The sequence below is a fragment of the Brevibacterium sp. K72 genome (assembly GCF_050562175.1).
In the GTDB taxonomy this organism is placed as follows: Bacteria; Actinomycetota; Actinomycetes; order Actinomycetales; family Brevibacteriaceae; genus Brevibacterium; species Brevibacterium casei.
Genome location: NZ_CP191582.1, coordinates 491434 through 513794, shown reverse-complemented (window position 1 = coordinate 513794; position 22361 = coordinate 491434). Strand labels below are relative to the sequence as shown.

15 protein-coding genes and 1 tRNA gene are annotated in these 22361 nt (G+C 69.3%); 7 read left to right on the top strand and 9 right to left on the bottom strand.

Translation table 11 applies throughout. The features are described 5' to 3' along the window. Positions 1 to 15: 15 nt before the first annotated feature. The 5 genes from ACQ1RG_RS02290 to ACQ1RG_RS02270 all read right to left on the bottom strand — a co-directional run bounded on the left by ACQ1RG_RS02290 (position 16) and on the right by ACQ1RG_RS02270 (position 3865). The gene (locus ACQ1RG_RS02290; protein WP_063250614.1) at positions 16 to 849 is read right to left on the bottom strand and encodes a Cof-type HAD-IIB family hydrolase; all 834 of its coding nucleotides are present in this window, start codon (positions 847 to 849) and stop codon (positions 16 to 18) included. Further along, positions 846 to 1391, bottom strand: a complete 546-nt coding sequence (locus ACQ1RG_RS02285) for a hypothetical protein (RefSeq protein WP_009381114.1) — start codon at positions 1389 to 1391, stop codon at positions 846 to 848. The genes ACQ1RG_RS02290 and ACQ1RG_RS02285 overlap by 4 nt, the downstream gene beginning before the upstream one ends. Then, the gene (locus ACQ1RG_RS02280; RefSeq protein WP_009381112.1) at positions 1388 to 2122 is read right to left on the bottom strand and encodes a proteasome activator; all 735 of its coding nucleotides are present in this window, start codon (positions 2120 to 2122) and stop codon (positions 1388 to 1390) included. The genes ACQ1RG_RS02285 and ACQ1RG_RS02280 overlap by 4 nt, the downstream gene beginning before the upstream one ends. Next, positions 2119 to 3195: an NAD(P)H-quinone oxidoreductase gene (locus tag ACQ1RG_RS02275; RefSeq protein WP_063250613.1), complete on the bottom strand. Its 1077-nt coding sequence runs from the start codon at positions 3193 to 3195 to the stop codon at positions 2119 to 2121. The genes ACQ1RG_RS02280 and ACQ1RG_RS02275 overlap by 4 nt, the downstream gene beginning before the upstream one ends. A gap of 79 nt (positions 3196 to 3274) precedes the next feature. Further along, positions 3275 to 3865: a CGNR zinc finger domain-containing protein gene (locus ACQ1RG_RS02270; protein WP_095376382.1), complete on the bottom strand. Its 591-nt coding sequence runs from the start codon at positions 3863 to 3865 to the stop codon at positions 3275 to 3277. Positions 3866 to 4010: 145 nt separating this feature from the next. Here ACQ1RG_RS02270 and ACQ1RG_RS02265 point away from each other — a divergent pair, with 145 nt between their 5' ends. Then, entirely contained in the window at positions 4011 to 5204 is a 1194-nt protein-coding gene (locus tag ACQ1RG_RS02265; protein WP_051995659.1) for an epoxide hydrolase family protein, read from the top strand. 76 nt (positions 5205 to 5280) lie between these two features. Here the strand turns inward: ACQ1RG_RS02265 and ilvA are convergent, their stop codons facing one another. After that, positions 5281 to 6567 carry a threonine ammonia-lyase IlvA gene (ilvA, locus tag ACQ1RG_RS02260; RefSeq protein ID WP_223289898.1) on the bottom strand — a complete coding sequence of 429 codons (1287 nt, stop codon included), beginning with the start codon at positions 6565 to 6567 and terminating at the stop codon, positions 5281 to 5283. A gap of 285 nt (positions 6568 to 6852) precedes the next feature. On the opposite strand from ilvA, the gene ACQ1RG_RS02255 reads away from it, so the two are divergent. Then, entirely contained in the window at positions 6853 to 10344 is a 3492-nt protein-coding gene (locus ACQ1RG_RS02255; RefSeq protein WP_430600460.1) for a maltokinase N-terminal cap-like domain-containing protein, read from the top strand. A gap of 103 nt (positions 10345 to 10447) precedes the next feature. Beyond that, positions 10448 to 10535: transfer RNA gene (locus ACQ1RG_RS02250), tRNA-Ser, on the top strand. A gap of 509 nt (positions 10536 to 11044) precedes the next feature. Here ACQ1RG_RS02250 and ACQ1RG_RS02245 read toward each other — a convergent pair. Then, positions 11045 to 12448 (bottom strand): APC family permease, encoded by a 1404-nt coding sequence (locus ACQ1RG_RS02245; RefSeq protein WP_167560582.1) that lies wholly within the window; start codon positions 12446 to 12448, stop codon positions 11045 to 11047. 289 nt (positions 12449 to 12737) lie between these two features. Here ACQ1RG_RS02245 and ACQ1RG_RS02240 point away from each other — a divergent pair, with 289 nt between their 5' ends. Both ACQ1RG_RS02240 and ACQ1RG_RS02235 read left to right on the top strand, forming a co-directional pair. Beyond that, on the top strand, positions 12738 to 13865 hold the full coding sequence (locus tag ACQ1RG_RS02240) for an MBL fold metallo-hydrolase (RefSeq protein WP_009381094.1): 1128 nt from the start codon (positions 12738 to 12740) through the stop codon (positions 13863 to 13865). Next, a complete protein-coding gene (locus ACQ1RG_RS02235) occupies positions 13862 to 14998 on the top strand; it encodes a C45 family autoproteolytic acyltransferase/hydolase (protein WP_259820042.1) in 1137 nt (378 codons plus the stop codon). Before ACQ1RG_RS02240 ends, ACQ1RG_RS02235 begins: the two co-directional genes overlap by 4 nt. On the opposite strand, the gene ACQ1RG_RS02230 is transcribed toward ACQ1RG_RS02235, so the two are convergent. Continuing rightward, entirely contained in the window at positions 14995 to 16011 is a 1017-nt protein-coding gene (locus ACQ1RG_RS02230; RefSeq protein WP_009381091.1) for a hypothetical protein, read from the bottom strand. The two genes, ACQ1RG_RS02235 and ACQ1RG_RS02230, sit on opposite strands and share 4 nt — an antisense overlap. Positions 16012 to 16035: 24 nt before the next feature. Beyond that, complete coding sequence (locus ACQ1RG_RS02225; protein WP_430600459.1) at positions 16036 to 16695, bottom strand: TetR/AcrR family transcriptional regulator; 660 nt, start codon at positions 16693 to 16695, stop codon at positions 16036 to 16038. A gap of 171 nt (positions 16696 to 16866) precedes the next feature. On the opposite strand from ACQ1RG_RS02225, the gene ACQ1RG_RS02220 reads away from it, so the two are divergent. Beyond that, a complete protein-coding gene (locus tag ACQ1RG_RS02220) occupies positions 16867 to 19824 on the top strand; it encodes an MMPL family transporter (protein WP_009381081.1) in 2958 nt (985 codons plus the stop codon). After that, positions 19821 to 22307 (top strand): YhgE/Pip family protein, encoded by a 2487-nt coding sequence (locus tag ACQ1RG_RS02215; RefSeq protein WP_040342535.1) that lies wholly within the window; start codon positions 19821 to 19823, stop codon positions 22305 to 22307. The genes ACQ1RG_RS02220 and ACQ1RG_RS02215 overlap by 4 nt, the downstream gene beginning before the upstream one ends. Positions 22308 to 22361 lie beyond the last annotated feature (54 nt).

Here is a 22361-nt window from a genome sequence, read left to right as displayed (position 1 = left end):
TGCCGAGAGAAGAGGTCAGCGGGCGGGCAGGGCGTCGAGCATCGCCGTGAGATAGTGGGCGACGCCGTCGTCCTCGACCGCATCGGTCACGGCGTCCGCGGACTCCTTGACGATGTCGAGGGCGTTGCCCATCGCCACTCCGTGCCCGGCCCAGGAGAGCATCTCGACGTCGTTGGGCATGTCCCCGAAGGCCATCACCTGCTCCTGCCCCACGCCGAGGTGGTCGCACACCGACTCGAGCGTCTTCGCCTTGGTGATTCCGCGGGGTGCGAGTTCGACGAGGCCGTTGACCGGGTCGGAGAACGTCGCGTGGCATGAGCGGGTGACGAGCGGGCCGAGGAGATCGTGGAGGGCCGCGGAGTCCTCGGTGCCGAGGCTGACGAGGATCTTGACGACGTCGCGGTCGGCGATCTCACTGATGTCTCCGATGACGGTGGCGTCCCGCGGAGAGCGTGTTGCGAAGCCGTCGTCGATGAAGAGCCCGGTGAGGGTCTCGAAGGCGAAGTGCGCTTCGGGGTGCTCGCCGGAGATCGCAGAGACGATCTCGACCACCTCGGCGTGGCCGAGGGTGTGGGCGTCGACGACGGATTCGGAGGCGATGTCGTAGACGACGGCGCCGTTGAGGCACACGACCCGGCCGAGGTCGGGGATCTGTTCGGCGATCGGGGCAAGCCAGCGGATCGGTCGACCGGTGACGAGGACGAAGGGGATGCCCTCGCGCTGGCAGCGGTGGATCGCGTCGATCGTCGCCTCGGAGATCGGCTGCCAGTCGAGCAGCAGCGTCCCGTCGATGTCGCTGGCGACGAGCCCGAGGTCGAAGTCCACGGGCAGTCGGCGGTGCCCGCTCATCGGCTCTCCGCCTCGGCGATGGTCCGCTGGGCGCGGTCGAGGAGGTCGGCGGCGTCGGAGATGTAGCGGTCGGTCGCGGCGGCGGCCGAGGACAGAGCGGGTCCTTGGGCGGTCTCCGCGCGGACCATCGAGGCGGCGAGCACCGCCTCGGCGACCTTCGCCGACGCCCGCGTGAGGACCTCAGGGGTGTCCCCGACCTCCACCCGGACGTGCCCGGGCACGACCTGGTCCTCGATCGGCCAGCGGGCGTGGAGTCGCTCGGTGAGCTCATCGATCCGGGTGGCCAGGTCGTTGAGCCGATGGGTGCCGGTCATGATGAGCTCCCTCGCCGAGGCGGCCGCCTGGTCGGCATCGACCGTGCCGATCCCGGCGGGCCCGGGTTCGTCCGTGCCGGTGGCAGAGGGGGCGGCCTCGTGGATCGCGACGGCAGTGGCGTAGTAGCGGTCGACGGCGCGGAGGAAGCGGTCGTGGTTGTGCCGCCACAGCCCGGTGCCGAAGCGCTTGTCGGGTCCGCGGGAGCGGAAGGAGAGGAGCTTCTTCACAGATAGTTGCCGGTTCTGCGTCTGTCCTCCTCGGACTCGGGTCCGGCAGTCGTGCCGGGACCGCCCGCGCCGGGAGGTACGATCCCCGGAATCCGACCGCGTCCGCCGCCGTCCTGCTGGGCCATGGCCTGCTGCGCCATGATCGCGGTCTGGATGCCGTGGAAGAGGCCTTCGAGCCAGCCGACGAGCTGAGCCTGGGCGACGCGCAGCTCGGAGGCCGAGGGCGGGCCGTCGGTCGAGTCGAAGGGGCGGGCGAAGCGGTCGAGCTCGGCGACGAGCTCCGCGGAGATCCCGTCCTCGAGGTCGTCGATCGCCTGACGGTGGATCTGTGCGAGGCGTTCGCGGCCCTTCTCGTCGAGCTCGGTGCCGCGGACCTCTTCGAGGAGCTGCTTGACCATCGTGCCGATGCGCATGACCTTCGCGGGCGAGGAGATGTCGGGTTCCTCATCGTCCTCGTCGGCTCCGGCACGGTCGGCCGCCTCGGCGCTGTCCGGGGCAGGAGGCTGGGGCGACGGCGGCTGGACCGCGTCGGCCGATGCCGGCTGGGCCGCCTCGGCCGCGGTTGCCGGTGCGTCGGCATCCGGTCGGGCGGCCGTTGTCGACTGCCCGTCGTCGGGGCCGGCAGGGTCGGCGGGGGACGGGGACGGCTGCACCGCCTCGGCGGGGGATTCGGTCGGTGGCACCGCCTCGGCGGGCCGGTCGTTCTCAGCGGACGTCGGACGCTCGGTCATGGTCGCATTCCTTCTTCCCCTCGTGGCTGGGTCCCGTGGCCGCCCGTGGCTGCGGCGGTCCCTGCGCCCCCGGCGGCGGTGCCGTCGACCGTGAGGAGGACCTTGCCGATGTTCGCGCCGTCCTCGAGGATGCGGTGGGCGCGGGCCGCCTCGGCGAGGGGGACGGTGTCGAAGATGATCGGGCGGATGTCCCCTGAGATCACGGCCGGCCAGAGCTGGTCGCCCACCTCGGCGATGATCGTGGCCTTCTGCTCGGCAGGGCGGGCGCGCAGGGTCGTCGCGGTGATCGTCTTCCGGCCCGTGAGCAGGGTGCTGAGGTCGAGGTCGGCGGTCGTCCCGCCCTGGAGGCCGATGATGACGAGACGGCCGTCGGTCCGCAGCGCGCGGATGTTGCGCTCGAGGTACTTCGCTCCGATGATGTCGAGGATGACGTCGGCCCCCGTCGTGCCGTCGGGGTGGACGCAGATCTCGTGGACGCGTTCGGCGAAGTCCTCGGTGCGGTAGTTGATGACGGCGTCGGCGCCGAGGTCGCGGCAGAACGCCGCCTTCTCCTCGGAACCGACGGTGACGACGATCTTCACGCCGAGGAGGTTCGCGACCTGGATCGCGGCGGTGCCGATCCCGGATCCGCCGCCGTGGACGAGGAGCCACTCGCCGATGCGGATGCGGCCGCGGCCGACGACGTTCGAGTAGACGGTGGCGAGCACCTCGGGCAGGGCCGCCGCGGCGGTGAGGTCGTAGGTGTCGGGCACCGGCAGGAGCTGGGCCGCGGGGACGGCGACCTCCTCGGCGTAACCGCCGCCGGAGAGGAGGGCTGCCACCCGGTCGCCGACGTTCCACCCGGTCACCTCGGCGCCGAGGGCGGTGATCGTCCCGGAGATCTCGAGCCCGGGGATGTCGGTGGCGCCGGGCGGCGGGTTGTAGAAGCCCTGGCGCTGGAGGAGGTCGGCACGATTCACCCCGGCGGCGTGGACTGCGACGAGGACTTCGTCGGGCGCGATCTCGGGAGTGGGCACTTCGGTCAGCTTCAGGGACTCGGGATCACCCGGGACGGGAATCGTGATGGCGCGCATGGGACCACTCTAGTCCGTGGAGCGGACAGCGACAGGGGCACCTGCAGTGAATCCGATGAGCGAATCGTGGGTGGGCGCCTCACCTCGGGTCGCCGGCGGCACCCGCCTCCGACGGCGGACGATGACGAGCCTTGAACCGTGCCTTCTTCTCCCGATTGCCGCACGTGTTCATATCGCACCAGCGGCGGCTGCGGCTGCGGCTCGTGTCGAAGAAGGCGGCCCGACACGTGGGGGACGCGCAGAGTGCGAGCCTGCCGCCCCGCTCCCCGGAGAGGATGGAGATCGCATCGGCGGCGATGACGCTCAAGGCGTCGGCGACGGTGGGAGGGGGGCCGAGCTCCCACCGACGCTCACCACTCTCCAGGAGCACGGGAGCGGCCCGTCCGCTCCGGCTCCGGTCGTTGATCGTCGCGAGCGCCGAGGCGGGAAGCGGGTCCCCGAGTGCTGTGGCGGTGGCGGCGAGGTGGATGGCCTCCCGCAGCTCGCGGGCGAGGTCGAGTTCGTCGTCCGTGCACGTCTCGACGTCGAGACCGGAGATCGAGAGCCACGCGAGCAGGCGGTCGGGAGTGCGGATGCGCTCGATCCGATCGCCCTGGCGTTCCGAGAGTGTGCCGGTGAAGCTCGTCGCCAGAATGGCGCCGAGCCGGAAGTCCAGTCGTCCCTCACTCATGCAAACACCCTAACTGGGGAGAGGCCGTCGGCGCGGTGACGGCAGATGACTGTCGACGGTTGTGCCGACGCCGCCACCATGATAGAACCGTCTTAGCTGGTTCATCGATGAATCCGGCGGCAGACCGCGACGTTCGGGAGGTCTCATGTCTCTCCACTGCACCACTGCTTCGAGTACGGCCGAAGTGCAGCCCTTCTCGGCACCGGCGTTCGATGCCGACCTAGACGACCTGCGGGCCCGACTGACGGCAGCCCGACTGCCCGAACGGGAACCGACCGACCCGGCGGCCACCGGCGCCGATCGGTGGGCGCAGGGCGTCCCCCTCGCCGATCTCACGGAGCTGGTCGCGTACTGGCAGGACGGCTACGACTGGCGCAGCTTCGAGTCGCGGCTCGACAAGATCGGCCAGTTCCGCACGGACATCGACGGCCTCGGCATCCACTTCCTCCATCATCGTTCTCCCCGTCCCGACGCCGTGCCGCTCGTCATCACCCACGGCTGGCCGGGCAGCGTCGCCGAGTTCGTCGACATCATCGACGCGCTCGCCGATCCCAGCGACCGCGGCGCTCCGGCCTTCCACGTCGTCGCGCCCTCGCTGCCGGGGTTCGGCTTCAGCGATCGCCCGACCGCGACGGGGTGGGGAACGGAGGCGATCGCCTCGGCGTGGGTCGAGCTCATGTCCCGCCTCGGTTACGATCGCTTCCTCGCCCACGGCGGGGTCTGGGGCGGAGTGGTCACAACGATCCTCGGCGGCCGGTTCCCCGAGCACGTCATCGGGATCCACTCGACGTTCGCCGAGGCGCCGCCCGGGCTCAGCATCGAAGGCCTCACCGACGCCGAGCGGAGCTGGGTCGAGGACCACCGCGACTTCTGGCTCGCCCGTGCGGGGTATGCGAAGGCGCAGGCGACAAGCCCGCAGACGGTCGGCTACGGGCTCGTCGACTCACCGGTCGGCCTGCTCGCGTGGATCCTCGACAAGTTCGCCGAGTGGTCGGACACCGACGACAGTCCGTTCGAGACGATCCCGCGCGACCGGGTCCTCGACAATGTCACCCTCTACTGGCTGACGCGGACGGGTGCCTCGGCGGCGCGGATCTACGCCGAGAGCCACGATTCGCTCGATCCGCAGCTGCGCGTCGACGTACCCGCGGCGATGACGATGTACCCGGTCGACGTCTCCTCGAAGTGCCCGCGCCCGTGGGCCGCACAGCGGTACCGCCAGATCGTGCGATGGCGCGAGCCGGTCAGGGGCGGTCACTTCCCGTCGCTCGAGATGCCGGACTTCTTCGTCGATGACGTCCGGGCAGGACTCGCGGCGGTGCTGGCGGCCACGCGCTGACGCAGCAGTGCGGGCAGCCGAGCGCTGACGCAGCAGTCCGGGCATCGCGCAGCGGCGGCCGCGAGTCGGATCCTGCCTACGCGAAGAGCCGGAACAGCGGGGAGTTCTGGTGGACGCGCTCGATCTCGATCTGCGAGGACTCCATCCGCTCGAGGAGGCCGGGCAGATCCTCGGCGGCGCCGAGCTGGATGCCGACGAACGCCGGTCCCGTCTCCCGGTCGGAGCGCTTGACGTACTCGAAGAGCGCGATGTCGTCGTCGGGTCCGAGGATCTCATTGAGGAAACGGCGCAGCGCCCCCGGCTCCTGCGGGAAGTCGACGATGAAGTAGTGCTTGAGGCCTTCGTGGACGAGCGAGCGCTCGAGGATCTCCGGGTAGCGGGAGAAATCGTTGTTCCCGCCCGAGACGAGGCACACGACCGTCGCCCCGGGTTCGACGACGATCGGCCTGCCCGACCCAGCGGCCCCGACAGCGGCCGAGGCCAGCGCCCCGGAGGGCTCGGCGATGATGCCGTCGACCTGATACATCTGGAGCATCTCGGAGGCCACGGCCCCTTCGGCCACGGGTCGGACGTCGACGCCGAGGTCGGAGACGATCTCGTAGGTGATGTTGCCGGCGCGTCTCACGGCGGTGCCGTCGGCGAACCGGTCGATGTTGTCCAAGGTGACGGGGTGCCCGGCCTTGAGTGCGGCGATCATCGAGGCGGCACCGGCGGGTTCGGCGCCGATGATCTTCGTGTTCGGCATGTGCTCGGCCGCGTAGGCGGCGATCCCGGCGATGACGCCGCCTCCCCCGACGGGCACGATGATGGCGTCGGGGTGCGTCTCGAGCTGACCTGCGATGTCGACGGCCACGGTGCCCTGCCCGGCGATCGTGCGGCGGTCGTCGAACGCGGAGACGAGGAGGGCGTCATTGCGGTCGGCGAACCTGTGCGCGAGCGCCGAGGCGTCGTCATAGGTCGACCCGGAGATCTCGATCGTCGCCCATTCCCCGCCGAAGTGGCGGATGCGCTCGACCTTCTGCTTCGGCGTCGTCTTGGGGACGAAGATCGTCCCCCGGATCTCGAGCTGCCTGCACGCGAGCGCGAAGCCCTGTGCGTGGTTGCCCGCCGAGGCGCAGACGACGCCGCGGGCGCGTTCGTCCTCGTCGAGCTGGAGCATGAAGTTGAAGGCGCCGCGGATCTTGTACGACCGCACGGGCTGGAGGTCTTCGCGCTTGAGGTAGACCGTGGCCCCGGTCGCGGCGGAGAGCCGCTCCGAAATCTGGAGCGGAGACGTGATCACGGAGTCGGCGATTCGCGCAGCGGCCGCTTCGACCTCGTGTGCGAGTGTCTGCTGCTGGGGTGATTCGTCTGTTCTCAACACATCACCATTGTGCGCCCTCCGTCTTGCCATTCGGCAAACTGTCCCGCATCGCAGACCCGCGGGTCACTCTGCGACCCCTTCTCGCCGACGCGGTGCGCCCTTCCCCGCCGACGTGTTGCGACCGTCCCCGCCGAGGCGGCCGACCCCTCGCCGGCCGGTCGGCTGCAACCCACGCAGTCCCGCCGGGCACATGGGGACTTGGGCGGTTTCGGGTGCGCCCTCAGAGGTGAGACGGCAATATCATGATTTGATGGAAGATGCCCGTAATCCCTTCAAGGAGGCGTCATGGCCATCAGCAGTGAGCTCGAGCAGCTCCTAGCCCGCTGGATTCCCCGGCAGTCGTGGTTCCCGAAGCTGGCTGCTGACTTCGGAGTCGACCCCGACATCACCCCGATGTCGGTGGCCCGCGCCTTCACCTTCACCGCCGAGGAGCTCGGCGGGTTCTCGGGACTCGTCACGGTCATCTCCGTCGGCGACGGGCCGACCCTGCGCCGCCTCAACATCCCCCTGTCCTTCCGCGGCGCCGAGGACCTCCACCTCCGCCACGCGCTCATCGGCACCGTCGATGACCTCGCGCTCGGCCGTGTCTTCGTCTACGACGGTGCCGCCGATCCCGTCTTCGTCAACCTCCTCGCCGACGCGATCACCAAGCGCAAGGTCTTCGACGGCGGCCAGCTGAGCACGGAGTCACTGCGCCACAGCCGTGACCGTTCCGAACTGCCGACCCGAGGTCGGACCCGGGAGACGGTCCCGGCTCCCGCCTCGGCGACGGTGGGGTCTGATCCTCAGGGATCCGGCGCCGAGGCGGTCCCACCGAAGCCGACGACCGCACCGTCGTCGTCGGAGGTCAAGGACGAGATCGACGTGCCGATCCGCCCGATCGAGGTCGCCGACTCCGGGGCGAACAAGTCGACGGTGATCATCCACGACGAGTACGAACCGGTGGAGCTGAGCTTCTTCCGGGTGCTCGAGAACGGGATGCCGTCGTCGCTGACGATCCCCGTCCTCCTCACCGAGGCGGGATCGCGCAGCGTTCCCGAGGTCATCGGGTGGAGCTCGGGCCGCTGGTACGACATGTTCGAGGTCACGGAGATGGAGGCGCCGATGGCGCTCCTCTCCCAGGCCGACGTCGAGGCCGAACCGGCCTGGCGGGAGGCCGTCGACATCGTCGTCGGCGTCGATTCCGGGTCGATCGGCGGATACAACGCGCATGCCGCGGAGATGGGGCGCCGGATCGGCGAACTCCATTCCGACATGGCTGCTGAGTTCGGCATCGTCGCGGGCGCCGGTGAGCCGACGAAGCAGTTCGTCGCTAAGTGGGTCGAGCGCGTCGACTGGGCGCTCGGTCGGGCCCCGCTCGCCCTCGACTCCCTCGTTCCCGAGCTCAAGCAGCACCGGAACCGGCTGCGTTCGCTCGATTCGATCGGGCGGCTGCAGAAGATCCACGGCGAGCTCACCCTCGACCACGTCGTCAGCTCGCCGAGCGAGGGCTACCAGGTCGTCAAGTTCACCGACTCGTCGAACTCCGATCCGAAGCCCATCGCCCTCGACCTCGTGGCCCTGCTGCGCAGCGTCGACTACGCCGCCGGATTCGCGCGGCTCCAGCGCACCGAGGCACTCAATGCGGAGGACGGCGGGCTCGTCGTCAACGGCTTCGGCAACGACCCGGCCGCGCTGCGGGCCATCTACGATTCGCCCGAGTACCTCTGGGCCTCCCAGGTGCAGAACTCCCTGCTCAGCGGGTATTCCAGGGCACGCGGTGAGAGCATCGGGCTGAACGATCCCGTGCTCCGGGCAGCGCTCATCGACCGGCTCCTCGTCGAGGTCGTCACCGAGCTGCGCAACCGCCCGAACTGGCTGTCCGTGCCGCTCGCGACGCTCACCCTCATCCTCAAGGGCAAGCCGGCGCGCTCGACCGATGACCCCACCGAGGCGGAGCTCAGTGTGCCCGCGACCGATGCCGGTGCGGGCGCTGGTTCGTCCTCAGAACCGAGTGCCGACGGTGACGCCGACGTGGCTTCCGACGAATCGCGCGAGGTCGATGCCACCGGCGGTTCCGCCGAGGAGCGAGAGGCCGCCGACGTCGACGAGCCGGCGCCGTCCGACAAAGCTGGTGGGTCTCTGTCAGCGTCGAGCACCGTCGAGTCGGATTCGTCGGGCTCGGGTGCCGCGACGACGGACTCGGAGGCTGCAAAGTCGGACGCGGGCACCGCGAAGTCCGGCTCTGACACTGTGAAGTCGGCGTCGACGGACGACGCTGAGCCGGCGGACGTGGACTCGGTCGGTTTGGGTTCAGCGCCGGAGAGCGATGATGGTGCTCGCAGCGATGCCGCAGACGACCCGGCTGGGCCGACCGATGGTGTCGACGATTCGAGGACAGGCGGTGCGGCATTCGTCGCCGGCGCCGCCGGGGTCGTCGGTGCGGCCGGAGTCGCCGGTGCGGCAGTTGCGTCCTCGGCCGACGACGAGCGCCCGCGCAACGAAGGTGCCGGTTCGTCCGCCGCCACCGTCGACGATGCCACCGATGGATCGCGAACGAGCGACGCGAACTCCTCCGATGGAGCTGACTCTGCCGGTGCGGCACCCGCGCAGACGGAGAACCGCGCTGAGGACTCCGCCGCAGCCGACGCCGACGCCGTTGCGCAGCCCGGTGAAGGTTCCGAGACCACGGACCGTGGCGAGCCCGGAGACGTCACCGCCGACGGGGACCCGCAGGTCGTCATGGTCGATGCGGTGTCGACCGAATCGGTCGAACCGCGTCAGGCCGAGATCGCCGAGATGGTGCCCGACGCCGGCGGCTTCGTCGAACCGAGTGTCGAAGCACCGAACGACGTCACCGAGACCGCACCGAAGGCCACCGGACCGACCGCCGCAGACTCGGCCACGGACTCGGGGGGGTCCGGGCGGGACGGCACGACCACCTCGGCGAGGGGAACGACGGTCACTCGCACCCTCTTCGTCGGCGAGGCGACGAGCACCGGCGGTGCCGCCTCGGCGACCGGGGACGTGCGGATCACGGGCGGCGCGGTCGTCGAGGACACCTACGTCGACGCGGTGACGACAGAGACGGTCGAGCCGGTCAACGACGGGGTGCCCGAGGTCGATCTCGGCGTTCACGACCTCGCCGAAGTCGATGTCGAAGCCCGCGATGAGACGGCGGTCGGTGAGGACTCCGGGAACGGACTCTCCGATCACGACACTGCCGACGGCTACGATCCTGATGATGCAACCGAGGCGGCGGACCCTGCGCTCTCCCCGGAGAGGGACGCTGATCCTGCGGACAGCGGCACGGACCGCTCGGCGGAGTCGGTCGGCGACGAGGCGCCCCCGCTCCGTGCGGAGGATCCGGGGCCCGTCGCGACGCCGATGCCTGACGCGCCGCCGATGCCGACCGAGCCGCCCGAGGTCGCCGCTGCGCCCCTGCCGGACGCTCCCGCGGTCCCCGGCGACGACGCAGCGGACCCCGGTGACGAGGAGGCCGGTGACGAAGTGCCCGCGGACTCGGCACCTCCGGCACCGGAGGTCGCCGACGCGCGAGCCCCGAAGGTCGCCGATCGGGGTGCCCGGGCAGTCGCTGACGACGAGGAATTCGAGGACGAGGAGGAAGCGGACTTCGTCCCCTCCCGCGTCCCGGCGACCTTCGCGGCACGGGGAGCCACCTCGGCGGATGCGGATTCGACCGGGCGCAGTCCGCACGAGCAGCACAAGCACGACGGCGGGCCCGCACGCGAGGTTCCCGGTGAGAAGAGGGACAAGAAGGGCAGGAACAAGCACTGAGGTCAGCCCGCCCGAGCGATTGGCAGTTGCTCGCGGGACTGTGAGAAACTGTTCTGGCTCAGCTCGCGCTGGGCAGGCCGGGTTCGACGGGCGTCGAACCGAGGGAAGCGTGTCCGAGCGGCCGAAGGAGACGGTCTTGAAAACCGTTGTGCGGTAACCCCGTACCGTGGGTTCGAATCCCACCGCTTCCGCCGATGAAATGTGCTGCGACATCGACCGACGTCGCAGCACATTTCTCATTTCTGACCTGGCGCCCTGACCTGACGCACTGACCCGGCGCCCTGGCCCGGTGCCACTGCGGAGACGATGACCGGTGCCACTGCGGAGACGATGACCGGCGCCCTTCCGGAGACGACGAGCGGCAGCACACTCGACGTGCTGAGAAACCTCCCTGATCTCATACTTCCGTGTGAGGCGCTCCGAGGTGATGCGCTGATACCGTGCTGGGGTCACGTCGTTCTGTCCCCGCAGAGCGACTCGACAGCACCCCCCGCGCCGACCCGGCGCACAATCCCCACCCCGCGAGGCAGGGCAACGATGCCGTGCGCCTCCGCGACGCGTCCCACACCGTTCGTGCTAGGAAATTCCTGGTCACTCCACCGAGGCCGCGCCTTTTGCTGGTCGCTGCGCCGAGGCGCACGGGCCGAAATCGCACCGCCCGCCTCGGCGCAGCGACCAGAGAATCACGCGAGCCGCGACCTCAGTCCGCTGCCTTCTCCGCTGCCACAGCGGCCGACTCCGGATCCTCCGGCTCCGACATGTCGGCGTCGGCCTCCGGGTCGTCGAAGCTGCGCACCGTACGCGTGAACCCGCGGGTGAGCACGGCGAGGTAGATGACGCCGATCGCCAGCCAGACGAGACCGCCGATGAGCGCGGTCGCATGGAGGCTCACCCACAGCACTCCGGTGAGGATCGCACCGAGTCCGGGCATGACGACGTATTTGAACGCCGTCCGGACATCGACGACCTGCCGGGTGCGGAACGCATAGTGGGCGATGACCGTGAGGTTGACGAACGTGAACGCGATGAGCGCACCGAAGTTGATGAACGCCGAGATGAGCTCGAGGCTGAACGACATCGCGAAGAGGCACACGGCGCCGACGAGGACGATGTTGAACACCGGAGTGTGCGTGCGCGGATTGATGTAGCCGAAGGCCTTGCGCGGCAGGACGCCGTTGCGGCCCATGACGAGGAGCATGCGCGAGACCGAGGCATGCGAGGCCAGGCCCGAGGCGACGGTCGCGGCGAACGCGGCGGCAACGAAGAAGAGCTGGAAGAACGGGCCGCCCGTGAGTAGGCCGATCTCCGGCAGCGGATCGTCGACGATCGTGAACTGCGAGTTGTCCGGGTAGAGCAGCTGGGTGAAGTACGAGGCGATGAGGAAGATCATCCCGCCGGCGATGACGGTGATCATGATCGCCTTCGGCATGATGTTCACGTGCTTGGCCTCGTTCGTGTACATCGTCACCGCGTCGAAGCCGATGAAGGAGAAGCACACGACCGTGGCTCCGGTGAGCACCGCGCTGAACTCGACGCCGTCATGGACGAAGGGCTCCGGGCTGAACACTGTCCCCGCACCCTCACCGGCATTGAGCTGGGCGATCGCAAGCACGCAGTACGTGACCATGAGGACGAGGGAGAAGACGAGCAGGATCGCGTTGATGTTCGCCGTGCCCCGCATCGAGGACAGGACGATGCCGGTCATGATGACCGTGTACGCGACCACCCACACCCACGGCGGCGCATCGGGGACCATCGACTCCATGTAGAGCCGGATGATGAGGCAGTTGACCATCGGCAGGAGCAGGTAGTCCATGAGCGAGGTCCAGCCGACGAGGAAGCCGAGCCCCGGCGTCATCGTCTCCCGGGTGTACGTGTACGCCGATCCGGCGGTGGGGAAGATCCGCACCATCTTCCCGTAGCTGATGGCCGTGAAGACCATGACGACGAGAGCGACGAGGTAGGCCGCGGGCACCGCTCCGTTCGTCCCCTCCGAGACGATGCCGAAGGTGTCGAAGACGACCGTCGGCGTCATGTACCCGAGCCCGAGCCCGACGATGGACCACAGCCCCAGGTTCCGTTTGAGCGATCCCGAACCAGCCATATCAATCCTCCCCAATGAGTCTTGCGTCGAAGCGTCGTCCGACAGTGCGCAGGAGTGACCTGCGCCATAGGTGATGGTAGAGCACGACAACTGAAAGCGAAACTCCTGACGCGGAATGAGACGGCAACATCGATGTCTAGATCGAAAATCAACGAAATCCGTTGTCAGAGGGCTGGCATGCGCAGAGTTCAATTTTCATTGTCGAACGATCTTTCAGTTTTCGTGCCAGGGGAGTAGGTTGGATGGAGAACCTCGCCGAGGCTCGATGAGGAGAGAGGGACACCGCCGTATGCCGATCGAAACGCTCAGCCCCCAGCAGTCGCACGCGTGGAAGGACCGCGTCCTCCCCGCCGTCGAAGAGGTCGCCGAGGGGGTCTGGGCGATTCCGGTCCCCATTCCGAACAATCCGCTCGTCTTCACCTACTGCTACGCGATCGCCGACGGCTCCGGCGTCGCCCTCATCGACCCGGGCTGGGACGGACGGGACCAGTTCGGGGCCCTCACCTCGGCGCTGGCGGGGATCGGCTTCGCCGTCAGCGACATCCACGGCATCGCCGTCACCCACTACCACCGGGACCACATCGGACTCGTCCCCGCCCTCCTCAAGGCCAACCCTGAGATGTGGCTCGCCATCCATGGCGAGGACCTCCGTGCGGTCAAGCGCTTCGCCTCCCGGGCGGTCGACCTCGGCACCGGCACGGATCCCAACCTCAACATCGCCCGCGCCTACGGGGTGCCCGAAGAGCGGTGGCACGAGGTCGAGAGCCTCCAGGTGAGCAGGCCGGCCAAGGACGGCGACCGCCCGGCCGGCGACAGCGACCGCCCGGCCGGCGATGGCGAGAAGCCCCGACGGGACCCCTTCGCCCTGCAGATGGCGCACCTGCCCGACTCGATCCTCACTCTCGAGGACGGGGCGACCCTGCCGCTCGAGACCGGGCGGCTCACGGCGATGTGGACGCCCGGGCACACCTTCGGTCACACGGCCTTCGTCCGCGAGGACGCGCTCCTCCTCTCCGGCGACCACGTCCTGCCGACGATCACCCCGAACATCGGCCTCGACTCCGGGGCGATCACCCACAGCCTCGGCGACTACCTCGGTTCGCTCGAGAAGCTCGGCGACCTGCCCGGGGACATCGCCGTCCTCCCCGCCCACGGATTCCGGTTCCAGGGCCTGCAGGAGCGCAGCCGTGAACTCGTCGACCACCACCGGCGGCGCCTCGCCGAGATCGAAGCCCGGATGACCGAGACCGACGACCACTCCGTCTACTCGATCGCCCAGGGCCTGCACTGGGCACGCGGCTTCGACGAACTCCACCACTTCAACCTCTTCGCCGCCCTCGCCGAGACCGCAGCGCACATGCACTACCTCGACCTCGACGTCGGCGTGGACTCGCTCGTTCCGCAGGGGCGCCCATGAGCACCGAGGTCGTCCCGGCCGCGAACGTCCGCCCCGAACTCTTCGTCACCCGGGCCCGCGACCACGTCCAGCGCGGACTCCAGCGCGGCAGGGAACTGCGCACCGGCATCGGGTCAGCGATCGCCGGCTACCAGCGCTACTTCTCCTTCCTCGGCATCGCCGAGGCGGACGTCCGGGCCGCTGCCGGCGACAGTTTCGCCCGCCTCGGCGACTGGGCCCCCGACCAGGCGGCCGAGATCTCCGCCGTCGCCGAAGGGTCGGGGCGGACGACGAACGAGATCATGCAGGTCATCGCCCGCACCGAGATCATGACGCTCGCCAAGGCGGCGCCCACCGAATGCTCGACGCTGAGCCGGACCCGCCCGGGAGCGACGATCTCGGCTCAGACATGGGACTGGCTCGCCGACTTCTCGACCCTGTGGCACCTTGCTGATGTCGGCGCGGTGCCCGGCCAGCTGCGCCATATCGGCATGGCCGAGTACGGGATGCTCGGCAAGATCGGCCTCAACGAGGACGGCGTCGGCGTCCACCTCAACATCCTCAAGCACGCAGGCGACCGGCCCGGGGGAGTGCCCGTCCACGCCGTCCTCGCCCAGGTGCTGTCGACGGCGCATGATCTCGCCGAGGCGCTCGAGACGATCCGCTCGGCCCCGACCTCCTCGTCGTCGGTCATCACCGTCGTCACCGCCGAGGCGGCCGTCCAGGTCGAGATCGCAGGGGAGACCAAGCGCGAACTCCGACCCGGCGATCCCCTGCCGGCCGACGCCCCGGCCTCGGCGGGCGACATCGCGGACGAGGGCGTGCTCATGCACACGAACCACTTCCTCCACCCCGATCTCCAGACCGGAGCTCTCGAGCTGCGCGCGGATTCGAGCTCCCGGCCGCGGTATGACCACCTCGCCGCGAAGATCGAGGGCACCACCGCCCCGGAGACGACCGCCGACCTCGTCGCTCTGCTCACGACGGGACCGGGAGATCCTCCGGTCTCGTGCCTCCCGGAACCCGGCGCACTCTATGGCGACCGGTCAGCGACCCTGGCGACGGTGCAGATCGACCCGGGTGCGAAGACGATCGATCTCGCACCCGGGTCACCGGCCGATGGACTGCGCGGCAACCGCCGCTTTCAGCTCTAGCTCTCCGACGCCGTGTCCTTGTCGGCAGGCGCGTCCGTGCCGTCCGACGACGAGCTTGCCCCCGCGGCTTCCTCCTCGCGCATCTCGATGACCGTGTCGAGTCCCTTCGCGATCGCCTCGGAGTCCTCGAGGGCGGCCTGCGCGAGCTTCCACGGAACGAGGTCGAGGTTCTGGTCGCCGATGACGAGACGGATGTAGGGCTGCTTGCTGCGCGGATCGTCGGCTTCGAGGTCGGCGCCGTAGCGCCACTGGCCGAGCCCGATGCGCCGGATCGTCTCGCCGATGAAGCGCATCGCTCCGGCGACGAAGGCGACTTCGTCGTCGGCCATCATCTCGTCTCGGGTGTCGTAGCGGACGGCGAGCTGCTTGCCGAGGCGCACAAGGCTGTCGCGGTCGAGCGCCCACGACTCCGGGTCGGCCTGCTCCTTCGTCCACGCGGCGATGCCGGGCTCGATGGTCCCGATGAAGCGGGAGAGGAACTCGACCTCCTCCTCGGTGGAGTTCTGTCGCGTGAGCATTCCGATCGACAGGCCCGTGCTCGTGCGGCGCTCGGCGTCCCCGAGCTCCTGCTGGGCGCGGTCGAGGACGGCGGTGAAGATCCCGCCCGTGCGCTGGTCGACGGCGGTGAGGACGACGGCGACGAGGGGGATCGGCTCGCCCTCGAGCTGGCCCTGCGCGTTGTCGGGACGGATGAACGGCATCCCGTTGCCCGTCGTCTCATCGTGGTCCCAGGCCCCGCCCACGGAGCGCAGGTACGTCTCGCCGAGGTAGCGGATGAGTCCCTCGACGAACCGGTGGTTCTCGGGGGCGACCACCTCGTCGGGGGTGGCGAACCGGGAGAGCACGAAGTGCTCGATGAGCGGCAGGGACTCGGGGCTGAGATCCTTGCGGAACGGGGCCTGGGTGCCGTCCTCCTGCTCGACGGACTCGGGGAGGTCCGCGAGGACGAACGCGCCGAGGCGGACGTCCATGTTGTTGATGAAGGCCGTGTATTCACGCTGAAGTTCAGTCACGCCCTCCACCTTAGCCGCTGGGTCTCAGGCGCGGGGGCACTCCCGGCCGTCGAAGTCGAGGAAGCGGAGGAGCACCTCGACGATGAGGCTCGGGTCGATGTCGACGGTCTCGTGGAGGTCGAGACCGGCCGCCGACTCGAGGGAGAGGTGGGTGAAGAGCGAGATGAGGATGGTGAGCAGGCTGTCGAGCGGCACCGTCGGCACCGCGTGGACGTTGTCGATCGCGGTCTGGACGAGACGGGCCAGCCGTTCGAGTCGCCGGGCGTCGAGTTCCTGGTAGCGCACGTAGAGCTCGGGCACCCGCAGGCAGTAGAGGGTGATCTCCTGCTCGGCGATCGCATCGGCGGCGGTGAGGAGCTTCTCGGTGAAGATCTCCTCGATGAACTGGGTGAGCAGGGGCCTGATCTCTCCGGCGTCGGTGTCGTCGAGCTGCTCCTTCCACCGCTGGATCGTCGCATCGAGGCGGTCGAGGGTCTCGGCGGTGCGGATCTCGGTCGTTGCGAGGACGAGGTCGTCGCGACTGGAGAAATTCGAGTAAAACGCACCGCGGGTGAGCCCGCCGGCCTCGCAGATCTCCTCGATCGATGCGCCCTCGATGCCCTTGACCGCGAACACGGAGACCCCCGCTTCGACGAGGGTGGAACGGGTGCGGCGCCTGCGTTCGCTGAGGTTCTCTGTGTTCATCGCCTGTCTGTCTTCGTCTCTCTGGGTGGGGATGCCTCCCGTCGGGGAGGCCGCATGAAACTGAGCATCCCATGGGAGATCACACGATTCTCTCACAGTGATTTGCGCTGAGCGGGAGGTGTCAACAAGAATACATGACTGTATCCAATACACTTTTGTATCGAGGTTTCCGTGTCGACATTCCTCTACGCTCTCGGCCGCAGAGCGTTCCGTCAGCCGCTGCGCTTCGTCGCACTCTGGCTCGTCATCCTCGGACTCGTCGCCGCGGGAGTCGCCGCCTTCGCCAAGGACTTCGACGACGACTTCACCCTGCCCGGCTCCGAAGCCCAGACCGCGCTCGACGCGATGCGCGCGACCTTCCCCGAAGCCGCCGGCACCTCGGCGTCGGTCATCGTCGTCGCCGCCGACGGGGACTCGGTCGAGGACCAGCCTTACCGCGACGCGATCGAGAAGGCCGTCGACGACCTCGGCGAGCTGCCCCACGTCGACGCTGTGACCTCACCGTTCGACGACATGGTCACGGGCGCGATCAGCGGGGACAAGTCGGCGGCGATGATCTCCGTCCAATACGACGGGACCCTCCAGGAGGTCGGCGGGGAGACCGCCTCGAACGCCCTGACGGCCGCCCTCGACCCCATCCGCGCGGACCTGCCCGGCGCCCAGGTCGAGGCCGGCGGTGAGCTCTTCCAGATCACCGGGGTGCACGTGTCCTGGGTCGAAGGCGTCGGCGTCGTCATCGCCTTCATCGTCCTCCTCCTCACCCTCGGCTCGTTCCGGGCCGCGGGCATGCCGCTCATCACCGCGCTCATCGGCGTCGGCATCTCCGTCCTCCTCGTCGTCGGCTCGACGGCGTTCGGACCGGTGAACTCCTCGTCGATCATGCTCGCCCTCATGCTCGGCCTCGCCGTCGGCATCGACTACGCGCTCTTCATCGTCTCCCGCGCCCGCTCGCTCCTCGCCGAAGGCCTCGAACCCCAGGAGGCTGCGGGACGGGCGACCGCGACCGCCGGATCCGCCGTCGTCTTCGCCGGGCTCACCGTGATGATCGCCCTCCTCGGCCTCTCCCTGGCCGGCATCCCGTTCCTCACCGTCATGGGCATCGGCGCCTCGGGCGCCGTGGCGATTGCCGTGATGATCTCCCTGACGATGGTCCCCGCACTGCTCGGCATCGCGAAGGGGAAGATCACCCCGAAGCCCTCCCGCCGGTACCGGAAGGCCATGGCCCGCGCCGAGGCGGCCGCCGCCTCCGGGGGACCCGATCCCCGCACCGATCCCGCCGTCCTCGCCGAGGCGGGCGAGCCCTATCCGGCCACCCGCACCGACCGGTTCTTCGCCGGCTGGCTGTCCCTGGTGACGAAGGCGCCGATCGTGACGATCGTCCTCATCGTCGGAGGCCTCAGCCTCTTCGCGATCCCCGCCTCCCAGCTCCAGCTCTCCCTGCCCACCGCCGGCAGCCAGGAGGAGGGCAGCCCGGCGCGGACGACGTACGACCTCATCGAGGAGCACTTCGGCCCCGGCTTCAACGGACCGCTGGTGATGACGAGCCAGATCGTCACCTCCGACGACCCGCTCGGCGACGTCGAGGACATCGAGGAGCGCATCGCCGCGGTCCCCGGCGTCGACGAGGTCGTGCTCGCCACACCGAACCGGGATGCGACCTCCGCGCTCTTCCAGATCATCCCGACGACCGCCTCGGACGACCCGGCGACCCTCGACACCGTCAACCGACTCCGGGACCTGAGCACCCAGATCGAGGACGACTACGGCTTCGAGACCGCCGTCACCGGGGCCACGGCCATCCAGATCGACGTCTCCGATCAGCTCGGCAAGGCGCTCGTGCCCTTCGGCATCTTCGTCGTCGGCCTCTCGATCATCCTCCTCACGATCGTCTTCCGCTCGATCGCCGTACCGCTCAAGGCCACAGGCGGGTTCTTCCTCTCGGTCTTCGCCTCCTTCGGTTCGGTCGTCCTCGTCTTCCACGAGGGGTTCCTCGCCGGCCCCCTCGGGATCGACCAGACCGGGCCGGTCATCAGCTTCCTGCCGATCATCCTCATGGGCATCCTCTTCGGCCTCGCGATGGACTACGAGGTCTTCCTCGTCTCCGGGATGCGCGAGGCCTACGTCCACGGGGCGAGTGCGACCGCGGCGATCCGGGCGGGCTTCATGTCCTCGGCCCGCGTCGTCTCCGCCGCCGCCGTCATCATGTTCTCCGTCTTCGCCGCCTTCGTCCCCGCCGGTGAGCCGATCATCAAATCGATCGCGCTGGCGCTCGCCGCAGGCATCTTCGTCGACGCTTTCCTCGTGCGGATGTCGCTCGTGCCCGCGATCATGCAGCTCCTCGGCGACAAGGCGTGGTGGCTGCCGACGTGGCTCGACCGGATCCTTCCCCGCCTCGACGTCGAAGGGGAGGGGCTCGCCCACGAGGTGGCGCTGCGCGACTGGCCCGAACCGAACTCGCCCTACCGGATCTACGGGCGCGGTCTCGGGGTGAGCGCCGGCGGCAGGGGCTTCTCCCACGTCGACCTCGCACTCCTGCCCGGGCAGACGCTCGTCGTCAGCGGCACCGACCGGACCGCGCTGCTCCTCGCGCTCACCGGGCGTGTGCCCCTGAGCGCAGGCGAACTGAAGATCGGATCCCTTGTCCTCCCCGAACACGCGGGCAAGGTCAGGCGCACGGTGCCGTTCTTCGACCTCGGCAGGGTGGGAACACCGGCACCGGGAGCCGGGGAGATCGCCCGACTGCGGACGGATCCACCGGATCTCCTCGTCATCGACGGCGCCGAGGCGCTCGCGCGCAGTCAGGGACGGTACCTCGCCGACGCCCTGCCCGAGCTCACCGCCGACGGCACGGCTCTCGTCCTCGCCCTGCCGGACGCGGACGTGCGCGGCATCCTCGCACCGAACGCGGACTACCTCCACCTCGATCTCGAGGCCGCCGCCGTCGGTGCGGCGGCCGACGGCGATGCGACCGCTGTCGGTGCGACGGCCGACGGCGAAGCGACCGCGGTCGACGATCCGGACGACCGCCTCGGCGGGAGCCCCACGGCAGGCGAGGACCGCCTCGGCGAGAGAGGCGATGGACCCGGCGTGCGCGCCGATGACTTCAACAGGGAAGGCGTACAGTCATGAGACTTGAGCGAGCGAACTCGAAGAGGCCTGTGACCTGGGTGTCCTTCGCAGGCCTCGTGCTCATCCCCATCATCGTGGCCGCCGGATTCATCCTCGCCACGTGGAAGAGCAGCGACCGCCTCGAGACGATCGACGCGGCCATCGTCAACAACGACGACGGCGCGGAGGTCGACGGGAAGACCGTGCCCATCGGCCGTGAACTGACCAGCGGACTCGTCGGCGAGACGGAGAACAACATCCACTGGGTCATCACCGACGAGGCGGACGCGGAGAAGGGTCTCGCCGACGGCACGTACGCGGCGCGGCTGACGATCCCCGAGGGGTTCTCCCGGGCGGTCACCTCGGTCTCGGATGCGAAGTCCGCGACGCAGACCCAGCTCGACGTCGACGTTTCCGGGGTCGTCCCGGCCAGCGACCAGCTCATCTCCCGTTCGGTCGCCGAGGTGGCCCGGACGACGTTCAACACGTCGATGACCGAGAACTACCTCGACAACATCTACCTCGGCTTCAACGACATCGGCACGCAGATGCGCAAGCTCGGCGATGCCGCGGGCGAACTCGACGACGGAGCCCAGCAGCTCTCCTCGGGCACCCGGCAGTCCGCCGACGGCGCCGGAGAGCTTGCCGACGGAATGGGCCAGCTCGACGAGTCGGGCGGTGAGCTGAACAAGGCTGCCGGGGACCTCGCGAAGGGCGCGGGCGATCTTGCCGAAGGCACCTCGGGGCTCGCAACCGGCCTCGACACCATGAAGACGCAGACGAAGGACCTGCCGGAGAACGCGCAGAAGCTCGCCGACGGCGCCGACGAGCTCTCGACCGGAGCCGACGACCTCTCGAAGGGGGCCGGGGACCTCTCCGACGGCGTCGACGAGTACACGACCTCGATCGACAAGATCATCAGGGGACTCTCCGGGTCGGGGGCCGGCGGCTCGGGCTCCGGTGAGGGCGGCCTCGACGACCTCATCGACGGGGCGAAGGACCTCGACAAGGGCGCCCAGGGCGTCGCGGAAGGGGCCAGCGGGCTCTCCGACGGACTGGGGTCGTACCGAGACGGGCTGCAGAAGGGCGCCGACGATGCCGACCAGCTGGCGCAGTCGAACCCGGGCCTCGACGGTCTTGTCAGCGCGGGAATGATCTCGAGCGGCGAGGCCGACCAGATCCGGGCACAGCTGTGCCCGGCGGGCACCCCCGACGAGGTCTGCGCCGGGATGGAGAAAGCCTACGCACAGGGGCTGCTCAACGGCACCTCGGGTGGGCTGGACTCAGCCGTCGACGGCCTCGGCTCGACCGACGACAAGCAGTCCCTCCTCGGCGGGGCGGCGTCCCTCAAGGACGGCAGCGCCGAACTCAGCTCGGGGATGAGCGAGTTCGCGAAGGGGCTCGAGAAGGGCCTCGGTGACCTCGCGAAGGGGATGAAGGACATCACCGACAACGCGCCGAAGCTCCTCGAGGCCTCGAAGGGGCTGCGCGAGGGGGCGTCCGGGGTCGCCGACGGCAATGCCAAGCTCGCCGAAGGAGCCTCCGACCTCAGTGACGGCACCCAGCAGCTCGCCGACGGGATGCCCAAGCTCACCGACGGCATCGCCGAGGCCGCTGACGGTGCCGGGAAGCTCGATGACGGTGCCGGGAAGCTCGCCGAGGGCGCCGACCAGTTCGCCGGCGGTGTCGGGAAGTACACGACGGGTGTGTCCCAGGCGGCGACGGGATCGCAGGACCTTGCGGGCGGACTCGACCAGCTCGCCGACGGATCGGAGAAGTACTCCGACGGCGTCGGGGAGTTCTCCGACGGCGTCCAGGACGGTGCCGACGAGGTGCCCTCGTACACGGCCCCGGAACGGGACACGCTGTCGACGGTCGCCGCGGCGAACATCGAGGCACCGGACACGGATTCGGTGACGAACCTGCTCACCGGGTCGACGATCGCCCTGCTCATCATGCTCGCCCTCTGGGTCGGCGGACTCGTCACCTACACCGTGCTCAAGCCCATCCCGTCCTCGACGCTGCTGTCGACGCAGTCCTCGGTCCTCGTGTGGCTGCGCGGGCTGGTGCCGGGCGTCGCCGTCGGGCTCGTCCAGGCGCTCGTGCTCGCGATCCTCGCGGTCACCGTCATGGACATCGACGCGATCCAGGGCTTCGACATCGCGGTCCTCACGTTCGTCTCCGCGATCGTGTTCATGATCCTCAACTTCGCGCTCGTCGCGTGGCTTGGGGGAGTGGGCAGATTCCTCTCGGTGATCGCGGTCGTCCTCGCCGTCGCCGGTCGCACGATCGGCGCGGTGCCCGAGTTCTTCACGTTCATCGCCCCGCTGCTGCCGCTGACCCCGGCGATGAACGGGTTCGCAGCGATCGCCGCGGGCACCCCGGGACTGGCCGCGGCGTACGGTGGGCTGCTCGCGTGGGCGGTCATCGGCCTCGTGGCCTCGCTGCTCGCGATCGTGCGGGCGCGCACGACGAAGCCGGAGGCCGCCCTCGCCATGGCGTAGGCCGGAGCCTGCCACCCGCCCGCTCGATCCAGCCTTCCGTCCGCTCGTTGCAAC

Excerpts from the sequence above, each read along its gene's own strand:
- ACQ1RG_RS02255 (WP_430600460.1), top strand. The coding sequence starts at position 6,853 with ATGGCCATCAGCAGTGAGCTCGAGCAGCTCCTAGCCCGCTGGATTCCC.
- ACQ1RG_RS02235 (WP_259820042.1), top strand. The coding sequence starts at position 13,862 with ATGAGCACCGAGGTCGTCCCGGCCGCGAACGTCCGCCCCGAACTCTTC.
- ACQ1RG_RS02280 (WP_009381112.1), bottom strand. The coding sequence starts at position 2,122 with ATGACCGAGCGTCCGACGTCCGCTGAGAACGACCGGCCCGCCGAGGCG.
- ACQ1RG_RS02225 (WP_430600459.1), bottom strand. The coding sequence starts at position 16,695 with ATGAACACAGAGAACCTCAGCGAACGCAGGCGCCGCACCCGTTCCACC.
- ACQ1RG_RS02270 (WP_095376382.1), bottom strand. The coding sequence starts at position 3,865 with ATGAGTGAGGGACGACTGGACTTCCGGCTCGGCGCCATTCTGGCGACG.
- ACQ1RG_RS02215 (WP_040342535.1), top strand. The coding sequence starts at position 19,821 with ATGAGACTTGAGCGAGCGAACTCGAAGAGGCCTGTGACCTGGGTGTCC.
- ACQ1RG_RS02275 (WP_063250613.1), bottom strand. The coding sequence starts at position 3,195 with ATGCGCGCCATCACGATTCCCGTCCCGGGTGATCCCGAGTCCCTGAAG.
- ACQ1RG_RS02265 (WP_051995659.1), top strand. The coding sequence starts at position 4,011 with ATGTCTCTCCACTGCACCACTGCTTCGAGTACGGCCGAAGTGCAGCCC.
- ACQ1RG_RS02290 (WP_063250614.1), bottom strand. The coding sequence starts at position 849 with ATGAGCGGGCACCGCCGACTGCCCGTGGACTTCGACCTCGGGCTCGTC.
- ACQ1RG_RS02240 (WP_009381094.1), top strand. The coding sequence starts at position 12,738 with ATGCCGATCGAAACGCTCAGCCCCCAGCAGTCGCACGCGTGGAAGGAC.
- ACQ1RG_RS02245 (WP_167560582.1), bottom strand. The coding sequence starts at position 12,448 with ATGGCTGGTTCGGGATCGCTCAAACGGAACCTGGGGCTGTGGTCCATC.